We start from the raw sequence: 25,446 nt of genomic DNA, 5'->3' as shown, positions 1-25,446 counted from the left end.
TCGTGGTCCCCGGAATGCATCGAAAGGCAGATGCGAGTTCGCCCCCAAAACGGGGGCGAATCAGGAAAAACCCCGCCAGCGGGTGATTCCCGGGATGATCGGGGTACGGATCGGACGCTGGCTGAGCCGCCATCCGCTCGCCGCTCGTGCTTCCGACTGCGCCCGCGTTCCCTCGAGTTCTGCGGTCATGGCCTTGATCACGGAGACGACGGCGGCAAGCTCATCCGCGGTGGGGTTTCCGCGGACGACCCTGATCTCGTCGTCGCCGATCACAGCGGGATGTTCCCGTGCTTCTTCGGTGGCAGGCTCGCGCGCTTCGTGCGGAGGGCGCGGAGCCCCTTGATGACGGCGACGCGGGTTGCAGCGGGCTCGATGATCCCGTCCAGTTCTCCGCGCTCCGCAGCGAGGAACGGGCTCGCCACGTTGTAGGTGTACTCGTTCGCGAGCTTCGTTCGCACGGCGGCGACATCCTCGCCGGCATCCTCTGCGGCCTTGATCTCACCGCGGAACAGGATGTTGACGGCGCCCTGGCCGCCCATGACGGCGATCTCGGCGGTGGGCCACGCGTAGTTGAGGTCCGCGCCGAGCTGCTTGGAGCCCATCACGATGTAGGCGCCGCCATAGGCCTTGCGCGTGATGACCGTCACGAGCGGCACCGTGGCCTCGGCGTAGGCGTAGAGCAGCTTCGCCCCGCGGCGGATGACGCCGGTCCACTCCTGGTCGGTGCCCGGAAGATAGCCGGGGACGTCGACGAGGGTGAGGATAGGGATCGAGAACGCGTCGCAGAAGCGCACGAACCGGCTTGCCTTCTCGCCGGCCTCGATGTTGAGCGTGCCGGCCATCGCGTTCGGCTGGTTCGCGATGACGCCGACGGACCTGCCCTCTACGCGGCCGAAGCCGACGACGATGTTCGGTGCGAAGAGCGGCTGCGTCTCGAGGAAGTCGCCGTTGTCGACGACGTGCTCGATCACGGTCTTGACGTCGTAGGGCTGGTTCGGAGAGTCGGGGATGAGGGTGTTGAGCCGTCGGTCCTCGTCGGTGATCTCGAGCTCGACCTCGCTCTCGTAGATGGGCACGTCGGCGAGGTTGTTGTCCGGAAGGAAACTGAGGAGCGTGCGTGCGTAGTCGAGGGCGTCGTCCTCGTCGCTCGCGAGGTAGTGCGCGACGCCGGACTTCTGGTTGTGGGTGAGGGCTCCGCCGAGCTCTTCCATGCCGACGTCTTCGCCAGTGACGGTCTTGATGACATCCGGGCCGGTGACGAACATCTGACTCGTCTTGTCGACCATGATCACGAAGTCGGTGAGGGCCGGTGAGTACACGGCCCCGCCTGCTGCCGGGCCCATGATGATGGAGATCTGCGGGATGACCCCGGATGCGCGGGTGTTGAGTCGAAAGATCTCGCCGTACTTCCCGAGCGCGACGACGCCCTCCTGGATGCGGGCTCCGCCGGAGTCGAGCATCCCGATGATCGGCACGCCCGTCTTCATCGCGAGTTCCATGACCTTGATGATCTTCTCGCCGGCGACCTCGCCCAGGGAGCCGCCGAAGATGGTGAAGTCCTGCGCGTAGACGGCGACCTGGCGGCCGTGGATCATGCCGGTGCCGGTGACGACCGAGTCGCCGTAGGGGCGGGACTTGTCCATGCCGAACGCGTGGGTGCGGTGGCGGACGAACTCGTCGAGCTCCACGAACGACCCGTGGTCGAGGAGTTGCTCGATGCGCTCGCGCGCGGTCTTCTTGCCGCGCTTGTGCTGCTTGTCGATCGCGGACTCACCGCTCGCGGTCACCGCCTCGTGGTAGCGGCGCTTCAGGTCGGCGAGCTTGCCAGCTGTCGTGTACAGGTCGGGATCGGTCGTCTCGTCGGTCACGCCTGTCACTTTACCGTCAGGTGGCCGCGGCGATGGCGGCGACGCCGACGAAAACGGCAATCACCCCGAGGACCTGCACGCGCTGAAGGTGCTCGCCGAGGATGCGCCAGCCGAGCAGAACCGTGATGACGGGGTAGAGCGATGCGAGCACCGCGACCACGGTGAGCGGAGCCGTCGTGCTGGCCAGCGCGAAACACAGGTTCGCGGCGAAGCCGAGGAATCCGATGGCGGCGATGCCGACGAGGCCCTTCGCTGGGGCGCGCGGGACCTGCCGCAGGATGAGCGCGCCGACTCCGTAGATCAGGAGCACGACGACGCTGTTGGAGACGAGGGTCGTCGTGACGTTCGAGGCGCTCCCGAGCGCGACGGAGAGGTTCGCGACACCGAACCCGATGGCGGCGATGATCGCGAGGACGATGGGCTTCGACCCGTGGCCGGGGGTGTGGGTGCGCACCTCGGGACCGCTTGCGAGCACCGTGCCGATGATCGCGACGAGGAGCCCACCCCCGAGGATCCAGGTGAGCTGGTCACCCGTCGCCAGGCCGACGATGACGGGCACGAGGACACTCAGGGACGTGATCGGTGCGACGACACCCATCGTGCCGATCGCGAGCGCCTTGAACAGGCTCGAGACGGCGACCGCCGTCGCCACGCCGCCGACGACGCCCCAGAACAATGCCGGCTCCCAGTTGGTCGCGGGGGATTCCAGCAGCATCCTGGGCAGGATGGCGAGCGTTGCGACGACCTGCGAGAGCAGCAGAACGGTGATGAGCGGAATCCTGCGCGAGAGAGTCCCACCGAGGAAGTCGGACACCCCGAGCAGCACGCTGGCCACGAGGGCCAGCACTGCGCCGCCCATCATGCTCCGGAGCGGGGAAGCTGTTCGACGAAGGCGTCGACGGTGAGCGGTCGGCGATCCCAGTGGAGTGCGTCGGCGAGGCGAGCCAGCTGCGGCGCCTCGACGCGCGCCTCCGTGAGCACATCATCCTTCGCGAAGACCTCCGTCGGCGTACCGTCGGCGAGCACCTCGCCGTGAGCCATGGCCACGACGCGGTCGAAGTTTTCTGCGCAGAAGTCCATGTCGTGGGTGATCGCGATGACTGTGCGCCCCTGTTCCTGCAGGCTCGCGACGATGGAGGCGATCATCCGCACCCCGTGCTCGTCCTGGCCGGTCGTCGGTTCGTCGAGCACCACGACCGGCGTGTCCATGGCGAGCACGGCCGCCAGGGCGACGCGCTTGCGTTCCGACAGTGACAGGTGATGCGGGTGGGACTCCGCCTCCGCACTCAGCCCGGTCTGTTCGAGCGCTGCCGCGACGAGCGCGGCCGCGCGCTCATCGTCGAACCCGAGGTTCTTCGGCCCGAACGCGACGTCGTCGATCACCTTGCGGGCGAACAGCTGTTCGTCCGGGTTCTGGAACACGTAGCCGACGCGTGCCGAGAGTTCTGCGATCGTGTGTCCTGTCGTCGCCCAGTCGCCCACGTGGACCGTGCCGACCGTGGGCTGGAAGATCCCGTTGAGGTGGCGGACGAGAGTCGTCTTGCCGGCCCCGTTCTGGCCGACGATCGCGAAACGCTGGCCGGAGGGCACGTCCAGGGTGATTCCCTTGACCGCTTCGACACCCGAGGGGTAGGTGTAGCCGACCCCGCTGAAACTCACGTCCATGTCAGGCTCCCTTCGAGCTCGCGAAGGAGGCGAAGACCGTCGCCGCGTCCTCGATGGAGACCGGCAGTTCGACATCCGCCGGCAGGAGCTTCTTGGTTCGCGCCTCGGATGCCGCAGCGGTGAATCGCGTGGAGCCGATGCCCCACTCCTCCATCCGCGGATCGGCGAGCATGGCGCGCGACGGCCCGTGCGCGATGAGCTGGTGGTCGGCGAGAACGTGCACGACATCCGCGTGCTCCCGAAGGAGTTCGAGTTTGTGCTCGAAGATGACGAGCGTGATGCCGGAGTCGCGGAGGCTCGACATGACATCGAAGACCATTCGCGTGCCGCCAGGGTCGAGCTGCGATGTCGGTTCGTCCATGACGAGCACGGGGGTGCGCATGATGATCATCGAGGCGATGGCGACGAGCTGCTGCTGGCCGCCGGAGAGCGCGTAGGGCGAGCGGTCGAGAAGCCCGGTGATGCCGAGCAGGTCGGCGACCTCTGCGACCCGCACCGCCATCTCGTCGCGGGGCACCCCGAGGTTCTCGAGGCCGAACGCGAGCTCTTCGCGCACCGTGAACTTCGCGCCCGAGATCTGGTTGAACGGGCTCTGGATGACGAGGCCCACGTGCGAGACGGCGTCGGCGAGCGACGCCTCCGCGATCGTCACACCGTCGACGACGACCGTGCCGCTCAGTTCCCCGCCGTCGACGTGCGGGATGAACCCCGAGAGGATCTTGGCGAGCGTTGTCTTCCCTGCGCCGGATGCTCCGACGATGCCGGTGACCGACCCCGCGGGGATCGACAGGTTCATGTGCGACAGGACGAAATGGTCCGTGTCGGGGTAGGCGTACGAGACGTCGTCGAGCTGAATCACAGGAGTCCTAACAGGATCGGGGTGGCGACGGCCGCGAGAGCCAGGACGATGAACAGCCACCGGGCGATCCGCTGGACCATGCTGTCGGCGACGGGGATGAGTGATGTGCGCCGGGCGGTCGAGCCGAACGCGCGCGCCTCCATGGCGGTCGAACGCTCCTCCACGTCGGTGAACATCCCGAGCACGAGGGGGCTGAGCAGCGGAAGCATGATCTTGATCCTGCGCAGCGGGTTGCCCTTGAGGCTGAGACCTCGCGCCTGCTGGGCGAGCAGGATGCTGTCGGCGCGATCCTTGAATGCCGGGATGAGCTGCAGCGTCGAACTGATGATGTACGCGAACTTCGGCGACATCCCGCGCTCGGTCAGGGCGCTCATGAGGTCTCCGGGGTGCGTGGTGAGCACGAGCAGGATCGAGGCGAGGACCAGGACGATGATGCGTGAGCCGATCCCGAGGGCGAACAGGAGCCCCTCGGAGGTCACGTCGATGATGCCCCACTGCCAGATGATCGTCTTGCCGCCGGGGAACGTGAGCCCCTGGACGATGAACAGGACGAGCATGATCGGCAGGAGGATTCTGAGGCTGAGGCTGAGGAGCCTGCCGCCGGATCCGGAGATCACGGCGGCAGGCACGACGACGAGCACGATGATCAACCCCGCCACCCACCAGAGCGGGATGGCGAACACCGTGACGATGATCGCGAGCAGTGCGATGAGTTTCGTCACCGGGTTCAGTCGGTGGATGACCGACTTGCGGTTGTCAAAGAGCGTCGACGACATCGGTTCCTAGTTGTCTGGCGTCGCGTCGGTGACATCCGCTGCCGGGACTGCGGATGCGGCCGGTGCCGCGGGAGCAGCGGTCTGGTGCTGCAGCGCGGGCGCCTTGCGACCGAACACGTTGTACTGGCGCACGAACGGGAAGCGCTGACGGAACCGGCTCGGCAGTGCTGCGAGGATGAGCACGACGATCGTGAACGAGATCGCCTTGTCGAGCGGGTCGGACAACAGACCCTGCAGCGTTGTCGCACCAAGGAGCGATTGCCCCATGGCCTGGAATGCCCCGACGATCGCGCCCGTGCCACCACCCGTCGCTCCACCGAAGACGAAGGCGGAGATGGGGGCGGAGACGATGGCGCAGACGATTCCGGTGATCGCACCGGCCACGGGGGCCAGGTAGAACAGGCGGAACATGCCGAGCCGGGCCGCGTATCCGGCCATGACGCCGATGATGACCTGGACGACCGCGTACGGAAGCGCGATCGGGCTCAGAGTGAGACCCCAGATCACGTTCGTGAGGATACCGGTGACGACACCGGCGGCGGGGCCGGCAAGGGCCGAGACGAGCACAGTACCGATCGAGTCGAGGTAGACCGGCAGGCCGATGACCGAGACGATCTGCCCAACGACGATGTTGAGCGCGATCGCCACCGGAACCATCGCGACGGTGGCGGTGGGGAGGCGGTGGATGGCGCCGATGGCGAGCAGGATGGCGCCCACCACGTAGCCGGCGATCGCGATGAGGCCCGACTGGCTGAACGAGCTCTGTGCGATGTCGGTCGGCTGGCCGACGACGAGGTACAGGTACGTCGCGATGATGATGATCGTGCCGACCGCGATGAAGATCCGGTTTCGGACCTTCTTCGAGTCGGCAGGAGTTGCTGCGGTGCTACTCATGACTTTCTCCTTCATTGGCGTTGGTACTACTGCGTTTACCTGGGGTGGTGCGGGTCAGCCGACTCGACGGGCGAATTCGCTGACCCTTTCGACGAGGTGGTCGAAGAATCGGGGCGGATCGACGGCGACCACGATGTCGGCGTTGGGCTCCCGCCCCCACATGCCCGCCCAGTCCGCGACCGTCTGCCCGCGGGTGAGAGAGCCCGCGAGCTCGACGTCTACCGTGGCCGCCCGCGTCGTGCCGAGTTCCGGGTGCAGGGCCATGGCCGCCGCGAACGGATCGTGCATGTGAGCGAGGAAGCCCTGGTTGTGGGCGATGTGGAATTCCATGTAGAAGCGCACGGCATCCGTGAGGTACCGCACGACGCTGTTGGATGCCGTGGAGAGCGTGCCGTCGACATCCGCCTCGGCGATGATCTCATCCGGCGTGCTCCCGGCGCGGCGACCGATCTCCGCGATGTGCTCCGGCTTCATCTCTATCTGCTCCGTGACATCGAGTGCGCAGATGATCGGCCGACGGTCAGCGGGCAGGCCGGAGAACGCGTCGAAGACCATCTTGGCCGACTCGGGGTCGACGGCGATGTTCCACTCCGTGGTCGGAAGCGTGTTGCCGGCGTGGTTGAACGCGCCGCCCATGACGACGAGGCGCTTGAGCAGGCGCGGCAGCTCTGGTTCGATCCGGAGGGCGAGGGCGAGGTTCGTGAGCGGGCCGGTGACGAGACCGACGATCTCGCCGGGGCGGCTTCGTGCGAGCTCGATCCACACTTCGGTGGCGTGACGCGCGGAGACGGTCCGCGTGGGGGCGGGCAGTTCCGCGTAGCCGATGCCCTGCGGGCCGTGGGTCTCCTCCGTCGTCATGAGCGGCGCGAGGACGGGCACCTCAGAGCCGAGCGCCACTTCGATGTCGGGCGAACCGCACAACTCGAGCCAGGCGAGATTGTTGATGGCCACCTGTTTCGCGGGGACGTTCCCGCTCGTGCAGGTGATCGCGAGGATCTCGGCTTCGGGGCTTGCGAGGAGGTAGAGAAGGGCGAGGGAATCATCGATGCCGGTGTCGACGTCCATGATGATCGCTTGGGTCATGAAGTTTTCCTTGTCGGTGGCGGCGGGCCGAACATCGTCACGGACTGTGGACGGGTTCAACTCCACCAGTGGTGACCGGACGGGTTCGTCGGTCTGGCGGGGGTGAAGGGTCTCGGCCACGGAGTCGAGTTGCGCAACCTGCGTATCGCAGGGCGCCGCTCGGGCGGCGTCGACCTATCCAGGCAATCCGGCTCCGTTTCGTCATGACACCGTGGACGCGATGGGCGCCCGTGGGACACAGGCTAGCGGGTTTCGACGGCGGCCGTCTATGACCGTGTCGCGACGCGCCGTAGCCTTGGGACATGGACCTTCCCCTCGCGCAGGATCGGGTGGCGCTGCTGGTCGTTCTCGACGAGGTGCCCTCGACGAACGATGAGCTCGTCGCCCGTGCGGCGACACAGACACTCGACGAGTTCACGGTCATCGCATCGCTCAACCAGACGGCGGGGAGAGGTCGTCTGGGACGCACCTGGGCGGCCCCGCCCGGGACATCCCTGGCCGTGTCCGTTCTGCTTCGGCCCCGGGAGCGCGCCGTGCCGCTCGAGCGCTACGGCTGGATTCCGCTCCTGGCCGGGCGCGCCATGGCGACGGCGGTCGGGAGACTCGTCCCTTCTGGCGACGTCGCCCTCAAGTGGCCCAACGACGTCCTCATCGGGGGCAGGAAGGTCGCCGGTGTGCTCTCCGAGCTGCTTCCGGATGCCAGGTCGGTCGTGGTCGGCGCGGGCGTGAACCTCACGATCCCCACCGAGTCACTGCCGGTTCCGACGGCGACATCGCTCCTTCTCAACGGCGCCACGGCATCCGCGGAAGAGCTCGCCGACCTCGCGCTCGTCGGCTATCTCGACGAACTGAAACGCGGATGGCAGGAGTTCACGAGCGCGACGTCGGATGCCGACTTCGCCCGGTTCCGCGCCGGCCTCGGCGCCGCCTGCAGCAGCCTCGGGCGTTCCGTGCAGGTCAGTCTGCCGGATGGCAGCCACCTCGTCGGGACCGCTGTCGACCTCGACGACGCCGGCCGGCTTCGCCTGAGGGTCCATTCCGATGGCAGCATGCAGACTGTCGCCGCCGGTGACGTGACGCATCTGCGGTATGAATGATTCATGTCCACCACGGGTCAGACGGGCGCGGCGCAGGAGGCAGAGTATCGGGTCGCCACCCTGCGCTCGCACGGACGTGCTCTCTTCTGGCCGACGATCGTCCTCATCGCCGCGGTGGGGGGTTCGGCCTATTTCTATGGCCATTTCGAAGAGGCCTGGCAGAACAACACGGTGCTCGTCGTCGGTGTACTCGCGATCATCCTGCTGTGGTTGCTGCCGCTCCTGAACTGGCTCGGACGCCGCTACACGATCACGACGAGGCGGCTGGTCCTGAGGCGGGGATTCTTCATCCGGGTGCGACAGGAACTCCTCCACAGCCGGGGCTACGACATCACGGTGCGCAAGAACGCGCTGCAGAGCATGTTCGGGAGCGGCGACGTGCGCATCAACACCGGCCTCGACCATCCGGTCGTGCTCAAGGATGTGCCGAACGCGGACCTCGTGCAGGGCACGCTCCACGACCTCATGGAGCGCAGCATCAATCCGATTGCGGCACGACGGCAGGCGGCGGCGTCGAGTCCACCGGACGAGACGATCGTGTGGGGGGAGCGCTGACGCGCGGCCTGAAGACCCAGGTGCGATAGAGCCAGAAGCGGAAGGCTGTACCGAGGGCAAGCCCAATGACGTTGGAGGACACGTTGTCGGCGAGCAGCGAGGTGAATCCGAGCACGTAGTGCGATATCCACAGGCAGGCGAGACCTATCAGCATGCCTCCGATGCTTACGAGCGCGAATTCCATGCCCTCGCGGAACGCTCGCGGGCGACGGTGCGGCCCGAACGTCCAATAGCGATTTCCCAGCCAGTTCACGGCGATCGCAACGGACGTCGAGATGACCTTCGCAACGACGGGTCCCTCATGCAGGTGCTCGGGGGAGAGAACCGTGACACGCAACAGATTGAAGATCCCGACATCCACCACGAGCCCGACGCCGCCCACCGCTGCGAAACGCAGGAGCTGATGGATCAGGGCTTTCACGAGACCTCCGCCTGGCGTACGGAAGATACGCAAAGATGGACACGGGCGGTACGAATTCTAACCGTCCGAATCAGTGGCGTTGCTGGGAATGGCTGAGGGAGACTCAATGAGGGTGGCCGTCATCGGTGGTGGGCAGCTGGCGCGCATGATGGTCCCGGCGGCGATCAATCTCGGCATCGACCTTCGCGTTCTGGCCGAAAGCGAAGGAATGTCCGCCGACCTGGCGGCAACCGATGTCGGCGACTACCGGAATGTGGACAAAGTCCTTCAATTCTGTTCAACAGCGGATGTGGTGACCTTCGATCACGAGCATGTACCGCAGGCTGTCCTGCACGCGCTCGTCGACGCGGGGCTCGCTGTCCACCCCGGCCCGGATGCGCTTCTCGCCGCCCAGGACAAGCTGCACATGCGCGCTGCCCTCACCGGGCTCGGAATTCCGGTACCCCGCTGGGCCGCCGTCGCGGACTCCGCTGAACTCGCGACATTCCTCGAGCAGAACAACGGTGCCGCCGTCGTGAAGACGGCGCGTGGCGGCTACGACGGCAAGGGCGTCAGGATCGTTCGCGCGGCAACCGAGGCCGACGACTGGTTCGCCGCGCTCGCCGAAGATGGGAATGGCGGGTCCCTTCTCGCCGAGGAGCTCGTGGACTTTCGGCGCGAACTCGCGCAATCGGTCGCGCGAAGGCCGTCGGGGCAGGTCGCCGCCTGGTCTGCGGTTGAGAGCATCCAGCGTGACGGCGTGTGCGCGGAGGTGATCGCACCGGCACCTGGGCTCGACCCGGAGCTCGCGCGCGTCGCCGCCGACATCGCGACGGCGATTGCGGAAGCGCTCAACGTCACCGGCGTGCTCGCCGTCGAACTGTTCGAGACGGCGGATGGCCGCATCCTGGTCAATGAGCTCGCTATGCGCCCTCACAATTCTGGTCACTGGAGTATTGAGGGGTCGGTCACAAGCCAGTTCGAGCAACACCTGAGGGCAGTCCTCGACCTTCCGCTCGGAGACACCGCTCCCGTCGCGGGGTGGACCGTCATGGTGAACATCCTCGGCGGCCCGACCACTGGCACGATGGCGGACCGGTACCAGAACGCTTTCGCCGCGTTCCCCGGCGTCAAGATTCACAACTACGGCAAGGATCCGCGGCCCGGTCGGAAGGTCGGGCACGTCACGGCCATGGGGGATGATCTGGACACCGTCCTGCACGAGGCGCGCGCCATGGCGGCCCTCTTCGGAGACTAGCCTTTAGCATTGTCACCATGCCCCCACCCCTCGTTGCCGTCGTCATGGGCTCCGATTCCGACTGGTCGGTCATGGCTCACGCTTCAGCGGTGCTCAAAGAGTTCGGCGTCGAGCACGAGGTGCAAGTGGTCTCAGCACACCGAACCCCGGAGCGGATGATCGCCTACGGCAAGGAAGCGGCTGGACGCGGCATCCGATGCATCATCGCGGGGGCGGGAGGTGCCGCCCACCTACCGGGGATGCTGGCCGCGGTCACAACATTGCCAGTGATCGGCGTGCCCGTTCCGCTGGCGAACCTCGACGGGCTCGACTCACTGCTGTCGATCGTGCAGATGCCCGCCGGTGTCCCAGTGGCGACCGTGTCGATTGGCGGTGGCCGCAATGCTGGGATCCTCGCGGTGAGGATGCTCGCTATGACCGACCCGGAACTCGCGTCCAGGCTCACCGACTTCGCGGCATCCCTCGAAGCCTCGGTCGCAGCGAAGAACGCTGCACTCTCCTCTGCGCAGTGAGATCAGCCCAGTGAATGCCTTCCAGTGAGCGCCGCCCAGTGAGTGCAGTCAGCCCGGTTCGATTTCCGGATAGTTCGTCCCCCGACGTGATGAGACGGCGAGCGTGGTGGCTTGTCGCCCTGAACCTCCTCATCCCCGGGTCAGCGCAATTGATCGCGGGAAACCGCCGGCTGGGTAAGGTCGGCGTCAGTTGCACTTTCATCGTGTGGGGACTCATCGTGGTCGGCCTGCTGCTCTACTGGCTCTGGCCGGTTGCCGTGTACACGCTGGCAGCGAATCCGACGGTGCTCGCGGTCATTCAGGTCGTGCTGGTGGTCCTCGTCGTCATCTGGATCATCTTCACGCTCGACACGCTGAGGCTCGTCCGGCTCGTGAAGGTGCGCCCGACTGCCCGCGCCTTCGTGGCCGCTCTGGCAGTGGTCGGGTTGGTGGGAACTGCGGGCGTTGCGAGTTACGGTGCCGTCGTCGCCGGGTCGGCACGGTCGGCGATCACGACGATCTTCGACAGCGGAGAGTACACGCCACCGGTCGACGGCCGGTACAACATCCTGCTGCTGGGCGGTGACGCGGGGCCAGATCGCGTCGGGCTGCGCCCCGACAGCATCTCGGTGGCCAGCGTCGACGCCCAAACCGGCGCGACGGTGCTCATCGGCATCCCGCGCAACTCCGAGCAGATCCGTTTCGTGAAGGGCTCTCCGCTCTATGGCCCGTTCCCTCAGGGATACAACTGCGGCGATCCGTGTCTCATCAACTACCTGTACACCTATGGCGAGGAACATCCGGACCTCTACCCGGATGCCGAGAAGCACGGCAGCCTGCCCGGAATTGAGGCCATGCGGGACGCCGCAGAGGGGGTTCTCGGCCTGAAGGTTCAGTACTTCGTGCTCATCGACATGAAGGGTTTCTCCGACCTCATCGACGCGCTCGGCGGGATCACGATCGACGTGCCGGAGCGGACACCGCTTGCAGCAGAGGTACCGGGGGCCAAGCCGTTCGCCTGGGTGGAGGCGGGAAAGCAGCATCTCGGCGGAAACACCGCGTTGTGGTACGCGCGTTCGCGCTTCAACACGACTGATTATTCGCGGATGTCCCGCCAACGTGACGTGCAGGAGGCGATCCTGCGCGAATTCACGCCCGCGAACGTCCTGCTGAAATTCCAGGGTGTTGCGGAGGCGGGAAAGCAGGTGGTCAAGACCGATATTCCCTCCGTGATGCTTGGGCTTTTCGTCGACCTGGCCTCCAAGTCGCGGAAACTGCCGGTGACGCGACTGGAACTCGTCCCGCCGGACTTCAACCCGGCGCACCCGGACTACGACAAGATCGCCCAGGCCGTCGCGGCGGCAATAGCGAAGAGCACGCCGACCCCACAGCCCTGACCACTACAGGTCGGCGTGAAGTTGCCAAACCCTCTCCGCCGCGTCGCGCCAGCTGAACGCGCCGGCCCTGTCCAGCCCCTTGTAGTGGAGGCGTTCGGCCAGCGAAGGATCGTTCACGACGGAGGCGATCGCTTCGGCGAGGCGTCGAGGGTAACCTTCGGCGTCCTCGAGGGCGACGGCGATGCCGGCATCGGCAGCGACTTCGACCACGGCGGGGTCGTCCGAGTGGACGACGGGGGTACCGAAGTGAAGCGCTTCGACAACGGGAAGGCCGAACCCTTCGGCAATGCTCGGGAAGACGAAAACCGTGGCACGGTCGAGCGCAACGGCGAGGTCGGCATCCGGGAGGAAACCGAGAGTTCGCACCCTGCCCTCCGGCAGCCCGGCCTCAGCGGCGATGGCATTGACGTCGACGCCGCCCCATCCGTCTGGGCCGACGATGAGAAGCGGAAGGTCGACGGCATCCGGCTCGGCAAGCGATCGGATGAGCGCCGTCAACCCCTTGCGCGGCTCGAGGGTTCCCACGCTCAGCAGGTATTTCTCGGGCAGGCCGAGCCGCTGTGCGCGAGTCTCGGCGTCGACGGGGACCTGAAGCTTTGGGCTCACCGCTCCGCCGATCACCCGGATGCGGTCGCCGAAGTCGTAGAGCTCACCGAGACGGGCGGCGACGGCGTGGCTCGGAACGACCACCGCATCCGCGAACCGGTGAGCGCGTCGGGTCATCGCCTTATGCAAAGACACGCGATTGCGGCTGAGAGTTTCGGGGTTCGTCCAGGGGATCACGTCGTGGATCGTCACGACGATCTGGTCTGACTCGTAGTTCATCCGGTCATGGCGACTCAGGGGGGCGACAAGACTCGTTGAGTGCACCATTCCTCTGCCGTTGATCCCGCCGAGGCCGAATCGCCAGGCTGAGGTGAGTGCCGTGCGGGACCACCTGCTGGGTCGGATTTCCGCGAGCCCGGGCAGAAGCAGGCGGAGCTGCTCATCCTGCTCAGGCGTCATGGCTGCTACGAGCCCGACCACGTCGCAATTCGGCGGCGCGACGTGGATGAGCTCGCGGGTGAGTTCTTCGGTATAGCGGCGGATGCCCGAGGACGCCGGATCAACAATCGGATCGACGATCACGCTCAGTGTCGTCATGTGTTCTCCAGGACTCCCTGATCTGCTGCCTCGGCGAGTGCGATCCGCCAGTCGCGGATCGGATCCAGTCCGAACCGCTTCCATTGCTCGTGTCCGAGCACCGAGAACACTGGCCTGGGGGCAGGCCGCAGGAACTGGCCGCTCGAGATCGGCTTGACACTATCAGGGTCGAATCCGGAGAGGCTGAACACCTCCCTCGCGAAGTCGAACCAGCTTGCCTCGCCGCTGCTGGTGGCGTGGTACACGCCGGCCGGCAACTCGTTGTCGAGCATGGTGAGAAGCTGGTGCGCGACGTCGACGGTCCAGGTTGGCTGGCCCAGCTGATCGCTGACCACGTTCGCGGTTCCGTGTTCCCTCGCGAGGCGCACCATCGTCTTCGCGAAGTTCGGCCCATGGGCACCGTAGAGCCACGCCGTTCGCAGGATGTAGGTCGCACCGGGATTGAGTTCGAGGGCCAGTCGCTCGCCTTCGGCTTTCGTTCGACCATAGGCGGACATCGGATGACGCAGGGCATCCTCGGCGTAGGGGGTCGTCGCGCTGCCATCGAACACGTAGTCGGTGGAGAGCTGGACGAGTGTGGCGCCGTGGATGGCGGCAGCACGCGCGAGGTTGCCTGCGCCGGTCGCGTTGATGGCGAAGGCGGCATCCTCGTCGGTCTCCGCATCATCCACCCGGGTGTAGGCGGCGCAGTTGATGACCACGCTGTGGCCGGCGACCGCATCGAGCACGGCATCCTCGTCGGTCACATCGAGGTCGCTGCGGCCGAGCGCGGTCGCGGGCCGACCGGCGAGCGCCTGCTGGAGGTCTTGCCCGAGCATGCCGCCCGCTCCGGTGATGAGATAGGTCATTGTCGTTCTCCTAGACCATGATCACATCGGGGCCGCCGAGGTCGCTCAGGATGGTGAAGTCCTCATCCTGGGTGATGACCGGCATGCCGTGCGCAAGGGCGACGGCGGCAATCCACAGGTCGTTGACGTTGATACGCCGCCCTTCCTCTTTCAGCCGGAGCCGCAAGCGGCCCCAGTGCGCGGCAGCGGCGGCGTTGACGGGGAGTGCGGTAAGCGAGGCGATGGATTCGAGTGTGCCGATTCTCGCCGCGCGGGTTTCCGCAGTCGGCGCGGAGTGGACACCGAAGTACAACTCACCCAGTGAGATTGCGCACACGAACTGCTGGAGGGGAACTGCTCCGTAGTCGACGGATCGCCCCGTCTCGACGGCGATCATGACGCTCGTGTCGAGCAGTCCGCGTTCCGGGGTCATTCGATGGAGTCGAGGTCGTCGGTGGTATCGCCGTCAAGCTCGTGGTCCCAGAACTCCGGCGCGGTGCGTCCCGGCTGCGGCGCCATGGCCTTGAGATCCGCGATCGTCAGGAACTCGCGCTGAAGCGGTGGGACAGCGACGAGTCTCGCCGCCGCGACCCCGTTGACGGTGATCGTGACGTCTTCACCGCGTCGTGCACGCTCGATGACGGCGGCGGTGTTGTTGCGCAGTTCGCGCACAGGGACGAGGGACATGTCACCAGTGTAGCAGTGTGTAGCAGTATGGCTACAGCGCAGCCCGATGCTTCAACGGCTCCCACCAGGCGCGGTTGTCGCGGTACCACTGCACGACATCCGCGAGCCCCTGCTCGAAGGGAACCTGCGGCGCGTAGCCGAGCTCTGCCGAGATCTTCCCGATGTCGACCGAGTACCGCAGGTCGTGGCCCTTGCGGTCCTCGACCGGATCGACGTACGACCAGTCGTGGCCGGTCGCGTCCAGCAGCATCTGGGTGAGCTCACGGTTGGTCAGTTCTGTCCCGCCACCGATGTTGTAGATCTCGCCGGGCCTTCCTCCGGTGAGGACGAGCGCGATCCCTCGGCAGTGGTCGTCGACATGGAGCCAGTCGCGGATGTTCTTGCCGTCACCGTAGAGCGGGACGTGCCGATCGTCGATGAGGTTCGTGACGAAGAGCGGTATGACCTTCTCCGGAAAATGGTATGGGCCGTAATTGTTGGAGCAACGGGTGACCGAGACATTGAGGCCGTGCGTGCGGAAATAGCTTCGGGCGAGCAGGTCGCTGCCGGCTTTCGAGGCGGAGTATGGTGAGTTCGGCTCCAGCGGCCGGGACTCGTCCCACGAGCCGTGTGCTATCGACCCGTAGACCTCATCCGTCGAAACGTGCACGAAGCGATTCAGGTTAGCGCGAAGCGCTGCGTCGAGGAGTCGCTGGGTTCCGAGAACGTTCGTCTCGACGAATACCGATGCATCCCGCACCGAGCGGTCGACGTGAGACTCTGCCGCGAAATGCACGACGGCGTCGACGTCCGGAAGGAGTGTGTCGAGAAGGCCGGAATCCCGGATGTCGCCGTGCACGAAGCGGTAGTGCGGCGACGCGGCGATAGGGGCGAGGTTCGCGAGATTGCCGGAGTAAGTAAGTGCGTCGAGCACGATGACCTCGGCCCCTTCGAGGCCAGGCAGTCGGTCTTCGATCGTACGGCGAACAAAATTGGAGCCGATGAAACCGGCGCCCCCGGTGACGAGGATCTTCATGGGTCAGTGTCCTTGCTGTGTAACGCGTCTCGCTGCGAGAGCGGAGCGAATGTTGAGGCCGACGGTGAGCATCGCGCGCAACGGCCACAGCGCGACGCCGGAATACTTCTTCGCCAGGAACTTTCGTGCACTCTCGTGATGGGCCGCGATCATCTTCACCGAGTCGGTGGTGGTCGCGTGGGCACCAGCGTGTGCTGCGCGCGCGGCCGGCTCGTAGACGTTGCGATAGCCCTTCTTTCCGAGGCGATAGCCCAGGTCCACGTCTTCGAAGTACATGAAGAACGATTCGTCGAAGCCGCCCACGTCATCGAATGCACTCCGCCGCACGAGCAGGCATGCCCCGGAGAGCCATCCGGCGTCTCGTCCGCGCCCCGGCACGGTGGAGTCGTTGCGGTAGCGCTGGCTCCACGGGTTGCTCGGCCACAGGTTGGCGAACATGGCGTGCCCGATTCCGGTGCGCAGGGACGGCACGGCACGCGCTGAAGGGTACACGCTTCCATCGGAATTGAGGATGGCCGGGCCGACGGATCCGATGCGGGAGTCGGCCTCGCCCGCGGCAACCAGGCGGTCGAGAGCACCGGGGGCGAGCACGACATCCGGATTGCTGAGCAGCACCCACTCGACCGTTGCGGGGAGCACAGCGACACCGGCGTTCATCGCCGAACCGTAACCGAGGTTGCGGGGCATTGCGAGGTATTGGGCGCCAGCGCTCGCGGCGATCTGCGCAACAGTGCCCGATTCTGGTCGGTTGTCCGCGATGACGACGGAGATGGGGGAGCTGCTCGATGCCGGCACCGACGCCAAAAACGGGGGCAGCACCCGTTCGGAGCCATAACTGACCGTCACGGCCGCGACGCGCGGCGAGCCGGGAGTAGATTGCCGAGGACCCATAGGCCCCCAATCCTAGTTTGCCCGGTTGAGGCAAGGGTCGGTATACCTACACTGGAGGGGTGCCAGCGCCCACCGTCTCCGTTGCTCTCTGCACGCACAATGGGATGCCGTTCGTTCGCGAGCAACTTCGCAGCATCCTTCACCAGTCGCAGCCGCCCGCGCAGCTCGTGGTGTCGGATGACGCGTCTAGCGATGGAACTGTCTCAGCGGTGAAAGACATCATGTCGCGATTCAGGGCAGAACGACCAACAGAAGGGGTCGCATTGACCCTGTTGGAGAACGCTGCTCCCCTCGGCGTGACTGCCAATTTCGAGCAAGCAGTTCTGGCCTGCACTGGAGAATTCATCGCTCTGTGCGATCAGGACGACTCATGGGTGCCTGAGCGGCTCGCGGCAGCCACCGCACGATTCATGGCCGAACCCGGCCTCCTGTTGCTGTTCAGCGACGCCCGCCTCGTGAATGCCGAGGGTGAACCGCTCGGCGAGAACCTGTTCGAGGCCATCGGGTTCAGCGCTCGCGAGAAACGGGAAGTGCACGGGGGCCGGGCCCTGGACACGCTGTTGAGGCGGAACGTGGTCACCGGGGCGACGACAGTATTCCGCCGGTCTCTCCTGGAGAGTGCAGTACCTTTTCCCGCGGAGTGGGTGCACGACGAGTGGCTTGCGATCATGGCGGCCGTTGTGGGACGCATCGATTTCCTCCCTGACGCGCTCGTGGACTACCGGCAGCACGGGAAGAATCACATCGGTGCCGGCAGCCCGAGCGGCGCGGAGCTGGTCGGGCGATTGCGGGAGCCGGGGACGGCGCGTAACAAGCGGTTGCTGGGGCGTGCGCGCGCGTTCGCCGGGCGGCTGGCAGCCATGGGCGGGGTGGATCGTGAACTTGTCAGGGGCGCCGAGGCGAAGCTCGCGCACGAGTACGCGCGCAGCGGTTATCCGCGATCCCGATTTCTGAGGCTTGGCCCAGTCGTTCTCGAGGCGGCAACGGGCAGGTACGGGAGGTATGGCAGAGCCCGATACGACATTCCGCGGGACCTGTTCCAGCCGCGGTGACGCCGGGCGGCTGACGCTCGGGGCTTCCGCTGGGGGCCAAGAGCGCGACGGTAGGATGGGGCGGTGCAGATCCGCGAACTTTCGGTCCCCGGCTCCTTTGAGGTGACGCCTGTTGTGCGCTCTGACGACCGAGGACGATTCCTCGAGTGGTACCGATTCGATGCGCTCGAAGAGACCGTCGGTCATCCGCTCGTGCTGCGCCAGGCAAATCTTTCCGTGTCGAAGCGTGGAGTCCTGAGGGGAATCCACTTTGCGGATGTCCCGCTCGGGCAGGCGAAATACGTCACGGCGGCGAGCGGCGCAGTCCTCGACTTCGTCGTCGACATCCGTACCGGGTCACCGACATTCGGCGAGTGGGACAGCGTGCTGCTGGATGCGACTGATCACCGCGCCATCTACCTCTCAGAGGGCCTCGGACACGCGTTTCTTGCGCTCACCCTCGACGCGACGGTGAGCTACCTCGTGTCGGACATTTATCGCCCGGGCAGCGAGCACGGGATCACCCCGCTCGACCCCGCGATCGGCTTGGTATTTCCCGAAGGGACCCCAGAACCGATCCTCTCGGACAAGGATGCTGTAGCACCGACGTTGGCCGAGGCGATGGAGCAAGGGCTGCTCCCGTCATACGAGGACTGCCTCGCGTTCACTGCGACGCTCGACGCGGTCTCGGGGTCACGGTGAAGGGCATTGTCCTGGCCGGGGGCACCGGCACGCGGCTCTGGCCCATCACCAAGGGCGTCTCCAAGCAACTCATGCCTGTCTACGACAAGCCCATGATCTATTACCCCCTGTCGACGCTCATGCGCGCCGGCATCCGGCAGATTCTCATCATCACGACCCCCGACGACCAGGCGCAGTTCCAGCGACTGCTGGGCGACGGGAGCACACTGGGGATCGAGTTGCAGTATGCGGTTCAGCCGCACCCGGAGGGGCTCGCCCAGGCATTCCTCATCGGCGAAGAGTTTCTCGCCGGTGACAGCGTCGCTCTTGTGCTCGGGGACAACATTTTTTACGGGACCGGGCTCGGTGCGAGCCTGCGCCGGTTGCACGACATCGATGGCGCACTGATTTTCGCGTATCAGGTGGCCGACCCGGCTGCGTACGGGGTCGTCGAGTTCGATTCCGAGTTCCGCGCAATCTCCATTGAGGAGAAGCCGGCGGAGCCGAAGAGCAGGTATGCCGTGCCGGGGCTGTATTTCTACGACAACTCGGTCGTCGAAGTGGCGAAATCGATCCGGCCGAGTGCGCGCGGCGAACTGGAGATCTCGGCCGTCAATGAGCACTACCTCGCTGAAAGACGATTGCAAGTGCAGGTGCTCGACCGTGGCACGGCGTGGCTCGACACGGGAACGTTCAATTCGATGATGCAAGCGACCGAGTTCGTTCGAGTCGTCGAGGATCGACAGGGTTTCAAGATCGGCTGCATCGAGGAGGTCGCGTGGCGCGCGGGCTGGATCGATGACGCGCAACTCGCCGCCGTTGCCGAGCCGCTGCTGAAGAGCGGATACGGCACCTACCTTCTCGGGCTACTGGAGGATCGCGTGTGACGCGCGTCCTCATCATTACCGGCGACCCGATCGGTGCGCGCATGGCTGGGCCGGCCATCCGGGCCTGGAACATGGCGCTTCACCTCGCCACCGACAATGACGTCGTTCTCCTGACGACAACGAACCTCGAGTCGGTGGAGGCTCCGTTTCAGGTGCGCCGTGTCGCACCGGGCGATAACGCCCAGTTCAACGAACTCGAGCGGTGGGCCGAGGTCATTGTGTTCCAGGGCCACGCGATGGACCAATTCGAGGTCCTGCGCACCACGAGCACCATCATCGTTGCCGATATCTACGACCCGATGCACCTCGAGATGCTCGAGCAGGGGCGAGAGCTGCCTCGCGCCACGTGGCAGATGCGAGTGTCCACTGCAACGCGCGTGCTCAACCAGCAATTGGCTTTCGCCGACTTCTTCCTGTGCGCCTCGGAGCGGCAGCGGATGTTCTATCTCGGGCAACTCGCTTCCCTCGGCCGAATCAACCCGAGCACGTACGACACCGATCCTGATTTGGAGCGGTTGATCGCCGTTGCGCCGTTCGGCCTGAATGCTGTGGCCCCCGAGCACCGTCACCCGGCGCTCAAAGGTGTAGTCCCGGGTGTTGCAGTCACAGACAAGGTCATTCTGTGGGGCGGCGGGCTCTACAACTGGTTCGACCCGAAGACTCTCATCCGGGCTGTCGCGGATCTTGTGAAGCGCAGGGATGGTGTGCGCCTCTACTTCCTTGGAACCAGGCACCCGGGGGTCGACACAATGGGTATCGTCGGCGAATCGGTTGCCCTCGCGCGGGATGAGGGGGTTCTCGACTCAGCCGTGTTCTTCAATGCGGACTGGGTGGACTACGCGGACCGCGAGAACTTCCTCGTTGAAGCGGATGCGGGAGTGAGCACGCATTTCGCGCACATTGAGACGACGTTCTCATTTCGCACCCGCATCCTCGACTACCTCTGGGCGCACTTGCCGATGGTCGTCACCGATGGCGACAGCTTCGCCGAACTGGTGGCGAGAGAGAATCTCGGGGTTGTCGTGCCGGCCGGCGACGTCGTGGCCCTGTCCGAGGCGTTGGAACGCGTGCTGTTCGATGAAAGTTTCGCCGAGTCGGCGCGGAAGAATCTGGCACGGGTGGCCGAGACATTCACGTGGGCAAGAACGCTCGCGCCGCTCGCTGAGTTCGTCCGCGATCCGCACCACGCCGCGGATTACCCGGCCAACCGGAAGAACACCGGCTCGCTCAACACGCGCTCGCTCACCGGCGGATCGAAACCATACGGATTTCGGCACGACCTCTCGATGGCGTGGCACCACCTCCGGCACTCAGGGCCGCGCGCAACCATGGCAAAACTCGCTCGCCGACTGTTTCGTCGCCGCTGAGCGAGAGAGGGCCGAGAGGATACTCTGGACGAATGCTAGCCGCCGCACGACAGTCGCTGTCGTTCCTGTCGAAGCGCGAACGGGTGGTCTATTTCTCCCTCGTCGCGTTGCGGTCGTTGATCGGCATCCTCGACGTCTTTGGCATCATCCTCGTCGGCCTGATTGCGAGCATCGGGGCGACTCAGCTGAACCCCGACGGTGGGGACACCGTTCTCCTCGGATTCACGATCCCTCGACTGGACTCAACCGGGCTGTTGATCCTCGTCTCCGGCGTGCTCGCAGTCTTCGTCGTCAAGGCAGTTCTGGCCATCCTCCTCAGCTGGTCGATTGCGAAGTTCATTTCGCGCGTTGAGGCGAGGAACGCGGACCGGCTCATCGACTACCTCCTGCGCGGGTCGCTCGCGAATGCGAAACGCTACTCGAAAGCGGAGTTTCAGTACGCGATCACCGCGGGCTCGAACTGGGCGTTCACCGGCATCCTGAACAACGTTGCGGCAATCATCACCGAGTCCTTCCTGCTTCTTGTCGTCGCGATCGCGTTTCTTGTCGTCGACCCCATCGCTGCGCTGTTTGCTCTCGCCTATTTCGGCATCACCGTCGTTGGGATGCAGTACTTCATCGGCCGAAGCCTCAAGCGCGCTGGAAACGATGCGGCAGATGGCACGATCGATGCGACGAATGCGATCAGCGACACGCTCGACACGTTTCGCGAGATCTCGGTCCTCGGCCGGCAAGAACTGTTCCTGAACCGCATTCACCTGTCGCGGCGGCGCATTGCAAAAAGTGGCGCAGTTCTTCAGTTCCTTGGTGGGATGCCACGCTACGTCGTGGAGACTGCTCTGATCCTTGGGGTCGTCGTCTTCGTCGGGCTGCAGCTGTTAAGCGGCGACCTCGCTTCAGGGCTCGCAACGCTGGGAATTTTTCTTGCCGGCGGCGTGCGAATCATGGGATCACTCCTCCCGCTCCAGACCGCGGTGGCCGCGCTCAAGATCAACGCGGAGAGATCCCGCTCTGCACTCGACCTCCTGGCCGAATTACCGGCGCGGCTTCCGCACGAAATGGAGCCAGCCACCGACACCGTGGATCGCGTGACGGATGGCGGCCTGGGGGTCGTCATCAGCGATGCGCGGTACCGGTATTCGTCCGACTCGAACGACACGATCGATGACATCAGCCTGCAGTTCTCCCCCGGGGGATACAGCGCGATCATCGGCCCATCCGGTTCGGGGAAGACGACGCTCGTCGACTTGATCCTTGGGCTCATCCGGCCCGACTCCGGTCGGGTGCGGATCGGAGGAGTTGAACCCAACGACCTACGTACGATCGCCCCGGGCATGGTGTCCTACGTCCCGCAGAAGCCCGGCATGGTGTCCGGAACGATTGCTGAAAACATCGCGCTCGGCGTCGAACCGGAGAACATCGACCAAGTCCGCCTCGCCGAGGTCATCAAGTCTGCCTACCTCACCGACTTCATCGAAACCCTCCCCGACGGAGTCGACACCTCAGTGGGCAAGCAAGTGGATGCCCTGAGCGGAGGGCAAGTGCAGCGCATCGGTCTTGCGCGGGCACTGTATGTGCGGCCGAGGCTTCTCATCCTCGATGAGGCGACGAGCGGGCTCGATGCAAGCTCCGAGGCGATCATCGGGGACAGTCTCCGGGCGCTCGCGGGCACCGTAACAGTCATCGTCATCGCCCACCGGCTTTCCACCGTGCAGCATGCCGATGTCGTCCACGTCATCGAGGCCGGGCGCGTCATCGCCTCCGGAGACTTCAAGGCGGTGCAAAAGAGCGTTCCGATGGTCGCCGAATACGTGAAGCTCATGTCGTTCGACGAGGAGCCGGCTATATCCGATCAAACATCGGTGGGCGAGGGATAGTGCGCAAGCTCAGAGCCATCCATTTCGCACCGGCGTTTGCGATCGTCGCGCTGCTCGCCTGGGCGTTCGCGTCGCCCATCGGCGCAGCACCGGATGACGATTACCACCTCGTGAGCACGTGGTGCGCTGTGGTGGACGGAACGGAATGCGCAGCTGGCACGTCGGCGGCAACCCGAAGCGTTCCAGAAGCGCTCGTCGATTCGATCTGTTACGCGCAGAAACCGGAGGTGAGCGCATCCTGCCAGGACGGCATCGACTTCACCGGGACCGCCAACACCGTCACAAAGCGCGGAAACTTCAGCGGCGGCTACCCACCGGTGTACTACGCCGTCATGCACACGTTCGTGGGGCACGACGTTGAGGTGTCTGCGCTCGTGATGCGCTTCGTCAACATCCTGATCTTCGTGGGACTGATCACCGGGCTGTTCCTTCTTCTTCCTCCCGAACGACGCCCAACACTCATCTGGCCGTGGGTGATCGGCTCGGTTCCGATGGGCATGTTCCTCCTCGCGTCGAATAATCCGAGCGCCTGGGCGATCATGGGCGTTGGCACCGGCTGGCTCGCTTTGCTCGGCTACCTCGAGACATCCGGATGGCGAAAATGGAGCCTCGGCGGCGTGGCGGCTATCGCCACCGTGCTTGCCGCGGGCTCACGCGGGGATGCGGCAGTGTACGCGATCATGGGGATCGGGGCGGTCTTCCTCCTGACTGTTCCGCGGGGCAGGCGAGGCTGGAAGAGGTATGCGCTGGACGCCATCCTCCCTGTTGTCCTCGTGATCGCTGCTGCCCTGCTCTTCCTCACGGCACGGCAGACGGCAGCCGGGTTGGGCGGATTCTCGGGAGGCACCGGCGGTTCGCTCGCGCCGGGGGCTGCGACAGCCGATCTCAACGGGTTCGGTCGCTTCGCCTACAACTTCCTGAATATCCCGTTCCTCTGGGCCGGCAATTTTGGCCAGTGGGGGCTCGGTTGGCTCGACACGTCGATGCCGGCCATCGTGTCGTACGGAACGATCGCGAGTCTTGTCGCGGTGGGATTCGTTGCCCTGCGCAGCATGTGGGGAAGGAAGCTCGTCGTCGTGCTGGCCGCAGGGGCGACGCTCTGGATTCTCCCCGTCTACGTGCTCACGGCAGGAGGCGACATTGTCGGCGAGCAGGTGCAGCCGCGGTACATGCTGCCGCTCATCCTCCTTCTGATCGGGCTCGTCATGCTCACGCGGAAGGATCGTGGCTATTCGCTGAGCCGGCCGCAACTCATTCTCGTCATCGCCACCCTGTCGATCGCGAACCTGATTGCGCTGCACATGAACATCCGGCGCTACGTCACCGGTATCGACGCGGCCGGATGGAACCTGGACGCCGGTGCCGAGTGGTGGTGGCACATCCCGTTCTCGCCCATGACAGTGTGGGCGATCGGCTCGCTCGCGTTTGCCGCAACGGTCTACATCGTTGTGAGGGAAGTCTCCTGGCCCGGCCGTCAGGTGAGCTCCGCGTAGTGCGCGAGGAGTTCCCGACAGCTGCGATCGAGGCTGCGATGCTCGTGAGCGAATTCTCGTGCTGCATGGCGCATTCGCAGATAGTCCTCGCTACCGAGTGCGAGTACATCGCGGATCGCTGAGGTGAGTGCTGCGACATCCTTCTCCGCTACGAGCAGGCCGCTGCGATTTTCATCGACCATTTCAGGCGTTCCACCGCTGCGGTAGGCGACGACCGGTGTACCGCAGGCCTGCGCCTCGACCAGGACGAGCCCTGCAGCCTCGCGCCAGCCGTCGTGCTCTTGAGTGGGCAGGGCCATGAGAGTGGCGCGTCTCAACTGCGCGCGGATCTCGGCGCGCGGCAGTGTTCCGAGCACGTCGATGTGAGACGTTCGGGCGGCTTCAGCCTGAATCGCTGAGGCAAGTGGCCCGCCGCCCATGATGACGAGGCGGTGGTCGACGGCACCGATGAGCGCGTTCGAAGCGGCGATCAGATCCATGATCCCCTTGCGCTCGGCAAGGGCCCCGACGAATGCGACGACCGGGACGGAATCCGCATGCTGGGTACCGGGCAGAGGAGTGAAGTACTCGGTGTCCACCCCCTGGTAATGAACCTCGAGTCGGGTCGGGTCGAATCCGGCCGCAACGGCTTCGCCAGCGAGGAACTCGCTGACCGCGAGCACCCGGTTGCTGTGGTCCCGAGCATTCGCGACGTTTGCGAGGTTCCACCGATCGCGAAGGCTCCGGTTGTTGCGCCGAGCCAGCAGGATGTCGTAGCCATGCACCGTCGTCAAGATGGGCTTCGCTCCCTTCCTGCCCGCGCTGATCGCCGGGCCGGACCAGGTGGCGAAGTGCTGATGGATAAGGTCGGGCTGAAAGCGCCGAATCCTGCCCCCGAGGAGGGGAATCCCGAGCGGCGCGGCCGGCATCCGTCGTTCGAACGAAGCGCCGCGCAGCGGGACGACGCCGTGTACCGGAATGGTGATCGCCGGATCGGATACATCCGCGACGAGGGCGAAGACCTCGAACTCGTGCTCGGTGCGAAGCCTCTGGGCGTGATCGACCACGAAATAAGTCGGCGGCACCTTGAGAGCTCCTGTCGTGACTGCGATTCTCACCGTTGCGCTCAGTCCCATCGGCCGTTGTTACGGGGATCAGTAGTCTATCGGCGTTCCGGAAATCTCCGAGGATAGGAGAGACTGGTCAGGTGGCGACGGTCGTGACG

Annotated in this window: 27 protein-coding genes; 11 read left to right on the top strand and 16 right to left on the bottom strand. The window is 65.3% G+C overall.

The window, feature by feature from the left end:
• Nucleotides 1-60 precede the first annotated feature (60 nt).
• The 8 genes from BKA04_RS11980 to BKA04_RS04650 are packed head-to-tail and all read right to left on the bottom strand — an operon-like array spanning nucleotide 61 to nucleotide 7,145.
• On the bottom strand, nucleotides 61-273 hold the full coding sequence (locus BKA04_RS11980; RefSeq protein ID WP_104095372.1) for an acyl-CoA carboxylase subunit epsilon: 213 nt from the start codon (nucleotides 271-273) through the stop codon (nucleotides 61-63).
• Nucleotides 270-1,868, bottom strand: coding sequence for an acyl-CoA carboxylase subunit beta (locus BKA04_RS04680; RefSeq protein ID WP_104095371.1), 1,599 nt, complete (start codon nucleotides 1,866-1,868; stop codon nucleotides 270-272). Before BKA04_RS04680 ends, BKA04_RS11980 begins: the two co-directional genes overlap by 4 nt.
• A gap of 16 nt (nucleotides 1,869-1,884) precedes the next feature.
• Complete coding sequence (locus BKA04_RS04675) at nucleotides 1,885-2,730, bottom strand: DMT family transporter (RefSeq protein ID WP_104095370.1); 846 nt, start codon at nucleotides 2,728-2,730, stop codon at nucleotides 1,885-1,887.
• Nucleotides 2,727-3,533, bottom strand: coding sequence for an energy-coupling factor ABC transporter ATP-binding protein (locus BKA04_RS04670; RefSeq protein WP_104095369.1), 807 nt, complete (start codon nucleotides 3,531-3,533; stop codon nucleotides 2,727-2,729). The genes BKA04_RS04675 and BKA04_RS04670 overlap by 4 nt, the downstream gene beginning before the upstream one ends.
• Before the next feature lies 1 nt (nucleotide 3,534).
• Nucleotides 3,535-4,392: an energy-coupling factor ABC transporter ATP-binding protein gene (locus tag BKA04_RS04665; protein WP_104095368.1), complete on the bottom strand. Its 858-nt coding sequence runs from the start codon at nucleotides 4,390-4,392 to the stop codon at nucleotides 3,535-3,537.
• On the bottom strand, nucleotides 4,389-5,168 hold the full coding sequence (locus BKA04_RS04660; protein WP_104095367.1) for an energy-coupling factor transporter transmembrane component T family protein: 780 nt from the start codon (nucleotides 5,166-5,168) through the stop codon (nucleotides 4,389-4,391). Before BKA04_RS04660 ends, BKA04_RS04665 begins: the two co-directional genes overlap by 4 nt.
• Before the next feature lie 6 nt (nucleotides 5,169-5,174).
• The gene (locus BKA04_RS04655; RefSeq protein ID WP_198413292.1) at nucleotides 5,175-6,062 is read right to left on the bottom strand and encodes an ECF transporter S component; all 888 of its coding nucleotides are present in this window, start codon (nucleotides 6,060-6,062) and stop codon (nucleotides 5,175-5,177) included.
• 54 nt (nucleotides 6,063-6,116) lie between these two features.
• On the bottom strand, nucleotides 6,117-7,145 hold the full coding sequence (locus tag BKA04_RS04650; protein ID WP_104095366.1) for a nucleoside hydrolase: 1,029 nt from the start codon (nucleotides 7,143-7,145) through the stop codon (nucleotides 6,117-6,119).
• Between the two features lie 302 nt (nucleotides 7,146-7,447).
• On the opposite strand from BKA04_RS04650, the gene BKA04_RS04645 reads away from it, so the two are divergent.
• Nucleotides 7,448-8,242 carry a biotin--[acetyl-CoA-carboxylase] ligase gene (locus BKA04_RS04645; protein WP_104095365.1) on the top strand — a complete coding sequence of 265 codons (795 nt, stop codon included), beginning with the start codon at nucleotides 7,448-7,450 and terminating at the stop codon, nucleotides 8,240-8,242.
• Nucleotides 8,243-8,245: 3 nt separating this feature from the next.
• Nucleotides 8,246-8,797 carry a PH domain-containing protein gene (locus BKA04_RS04640; RefSeq protein WP_104095364.1) on the top strand — a complete coding sequence of 184 codons (552 nt, stop codon included), beginning with the start codon at nucleotides 8,246-8,248 and terminating at the stop codon, nucleotides 8,795-8,797.
• On the opposite strand, the gene BKA04_RS04635 is transcribed toward BKA04_RS04640, so the two are convergent.
• Nucleotides 8,721-9,218: a GtrA family protein gene (locus BKA04_RS04635; protein WP_104095363.1), complete on the bottom strand. Its 498-nt coding sequence runs from the start codon at nucleotides 9,216-9,218 to the stop codon at nucleotides 8,721-8,723. The genes BKA04_RS04640 and BKA04_RS04635 overlap by 77 nt on opposite strands.
• Nucleotides 9,219-9,324: 106 nt before the next feature.
• On the opposite strand from BKA04_RS04635, the gene BKA04_RS04630 reads away from it, so the two are divergent.
• The 3 genes from BKA04_RS04630 (at nucleotide 9,325) to BKA04_RS04620 (ending at nucleotide 12,343) form a co-directional block, all read left to right on the top strand.
• Nucleotides 9,325-10,455 (top strand): 5-(carboxyamino)imidazole ribonucleotide synthase, encoded by a 1,131-nt coding sequence (locus tag BKA04_RS04630; RefSeq protein WP_232841961.1) that lies wholly within the window; start codon nucleotides 9,325-9,327, stop codon nucleotides 10,453-10,455.
• A gap of 17 nt (nucleotides 10,456-10,472) precedes the next feature.
• Nucleotides 10,473-10,967: a 5-(carboxyamino)imidazole ribonucleotide mutase gene (gene purE / locus BKA04_RS04625; RefSeq protein ID WP_174719814.1), complete on the top strand. Its 495-nt coding sequence runs from the start codon at nucleotides 10,473-10,475 to the stop codon at nucleotides 10,965-10,967.
• Nucleotides 10,968-11,056: 89 nt separating this feature from the next.
• Nucleotides 11,057-12,343, top strand: coding sequence for an LCP family protein (locus BKA04_RS04620; RefSeq protein WP_221234288.1), 1,287 nt, complete (start codon nucleotides 11,057-11,059; stop codon nucleotides 12,341-12,343).
• A 3-nt stretch (nucleotides 12,344-12,346) separates the two neighbouring features.
• Here BKA04_RS04620 and BKA04_RS04615 read toward each other — a convergent pair whose 3' ends face one another.
• The 6 genes from BKA04_RS04615 to BKA04_RS04590 are packed head-to-tail and all read right to left on the bottom strand — an operon-like array spanning nucleotide 12,347 to nucleotide 16,906.
• Nucleotides 12,347-13,486: a glycosyltransferase family 4 protein gene (locus tag BKA04_RS04615; protein ID WP_104095359.1), complete on the bottom strand. Its 1,140-nt coding sequence runs from the start codon at nucleotides 13,484-13,486 to the stop codon at nucleotides 12,347-12,349.
• Nucleotides 13,483-14,334 (bottom strand): dTDP-4-dehydrorhamnose reductase, encoded by an 852-nt coding sequence (gene rfbD, locus BKA04_RS04610; RefSeq protein ID WP_104095358.1) that lies wholly within the window; start codon nucleotides 14,332-14,334, stop codon nucleotides 13,483-13,485. The genes BKA04_RS04615 and rfbD overlap by 4 nt, the downstream gene beginning before the upstream one ends.
• Nucleotides 14,335-14,344: 10 nt before the next feature.
• Nucleotides 14,345-14,746 carry a type II toxin-antitoxin system VapC family toxin gene (locus tag BKA04_RS04605; protein ID WP_104095357.1) on the bottom strand — a complete coding sequence of 134 codons (402 nt, stop codon included), beginning with the start codon at nucleotides 14,744-14,746 and terminating at the stop codon, nucleotides 14,345-14,347.
• Nucleotides 14,743-15,000, bottom strand: coding sequence for a type II toxin-antitoxin system Phd/YefM family antitoxin (locus tag BKA04_RS04600; protein WP_104095356.1), 258 nt, complete (start codon nucleotides 14,998-15,000; stop codon nucleotides 14,743-14,745). The genes BKA04_RS04605 and BKA04_RS04600 overlap by 4 nt, the downstream gene beginning before the upstream one ends.
• 31 nt (nucleotides 15,001-15,031) lie before the next feature.
• On the bottom strand, nucleotides 15,032-16,015 hold the full coding sequence (gene rfbB / locus BKA04_RS04595) for a dTDP-glucose 4,6-dehydratase (protein ID WP_104095355.1): 984 nt from the start codon (nucleotides 16,013-16,015) through the stop codon (nucleotides 15,032-15,034).
• Nucleotides 16,016-16,018: 3 nt separating this feature from the next.
• Complete coding sequence (locus BKA04_RS04590; RefSeq protein WP_104095354.1) at nucleotides 16,019-16,906, bottom strand: glycosyltransferase family 2 protein; 888 nt, start codon at nucleotides 16,904-16,906, stop codon at nucleotides 16,019-16,021.
• A gap of 59 nt (nucleotides 16,907-16,965) precedes the next feature.
• Here BKA04_RS04590 and BKA04_RS04585 point away from each other — a divergent pair, with 59 nt between their 5' ends.
• The 6 genes from BKA04_RS04585 (at nucleotide 16,966) to BKA04_RS04560 (ending at nucleotide 24,242) form a co-directional block, all read left to right on the top strand.
• The gene (locus BKA04_RS04585; protein ID WP_267898936.1) at nucleotides 16,966-17,958 is read left to right on the top strand and encodes a glycosyltransferase family 2 protein; all 993 of its coding nucleotides are present in this window, start codon (nucleotides 16,966-16,968) and stop codon (nucleotides 17,956-17,958) included.
• A 63-nt stretch (nucleotides 17,959-18,021) separates the two neighbouring features.
• Nucleotides 18,022-18,639, top strand: coding sequence for a dTDP-4-dehydrorhamnose 3,5-epimerase family protein (locus BKA04_RS04580; RefSeq protein WP_104095353.1), 618 nt, complete (start codon nucleotides 18,022-18,024; stop codon nucleotides 18,637-18,639).
• Complete coding sequence (gene rfbA, locus BKA04_RS04575) at nucleotides 18,636-19,505, top strand: glucose-1-phosphate thymidylyltransferase RfbA (protein WP_104095352.1); 870 nt, start codon at nucleotides 18,636-18,638, stop codon at nucleotides 19,503-19,505. Before BKA04_RS04580 ends, rfbA begins: the two co-directional genes overlap by 4 nt.
• Nucleotides 19,502-20,872: a glycosyltransferase family 4 protein gene (locus BKA04_RS04570; protein WP_232841959.1), complete on the top strand. Its 1,371-nt coding sequence runs from the start codon at nucleotides 19,502-19,504 to the stop codon at nucleotides 20,870-20,872. The genes rfbA and BKA04_RS04570 overlap by 4 nt, the downstream gene beginning before the upstream one ends.
• A 32-nt stretch (nucleotides 20,873-20,904) precedes the next feature.
• The gene (locus tag BKA04_RS04565) at nucleotides 20,905-22,749 is read left to right on the top strand and encodes an ABC transporter ATP-binding protein (RefSeq protein WP_104095351.1); all 1,845 of its coding nucleotides are present in this window, start codon (nucleotides 20,905-20,907) and stop codon (nucleotides 22,747-22,749) included.
• Nucleotides 22,749-24,242 (top strand): DUF2142 domain-containing protein, encoded by a 1,494-nt coding sequence (locus BKA04_RS04560; RefSeq protein ID WP_198413291.1) that lies wholly within the window; start codon nucleotides 22,749-22,751, stop codon nucleotides 24,240-24,242. The genes BKA04_RS04565 and BKA04_RS04560 overlap by 1 nt, the downstream gene beginning before the upstream one ends.
• On the opposite strand, the gene BKA04_RS04555 is transcribed toward BKA04_RS04560, so the two are convergent.
• The gene (locus BKA04_RS04555) at nucleotides 24,224-25,339 is read right to left on the bottom strand and encodes a glycosyltransferase (RefSeq protein WP_167309670.1); all 1,116 of its coding nucleotides are present in this window, start codon (nucleotides 25,337-25,339) and stop codon (nucleotides 24,224-24,226) included. The two genes, BKA04_RS04560 and BKA04_RS04555, sit on opposite strands and share 19 nt — an antisense overlap.
• Nucleotides 25,340-25,446: the final 107 nt, after the last annotated feature.

Source organism: Terrimesophilobacter mesophilus (genome assembly GCF_014200375.1).
Lineage (GTDB): Bacteria > Actinomycetota > Actinomycetes > Actinomycetales > Microbacteriaceae > Terrimesophilobacter > Terrimesophilobacter mesophilus.
Note: the sequence above shows the minus strand (reverse complement) of the source record. Positions and strands in the feature narration are given on the sequence as shown.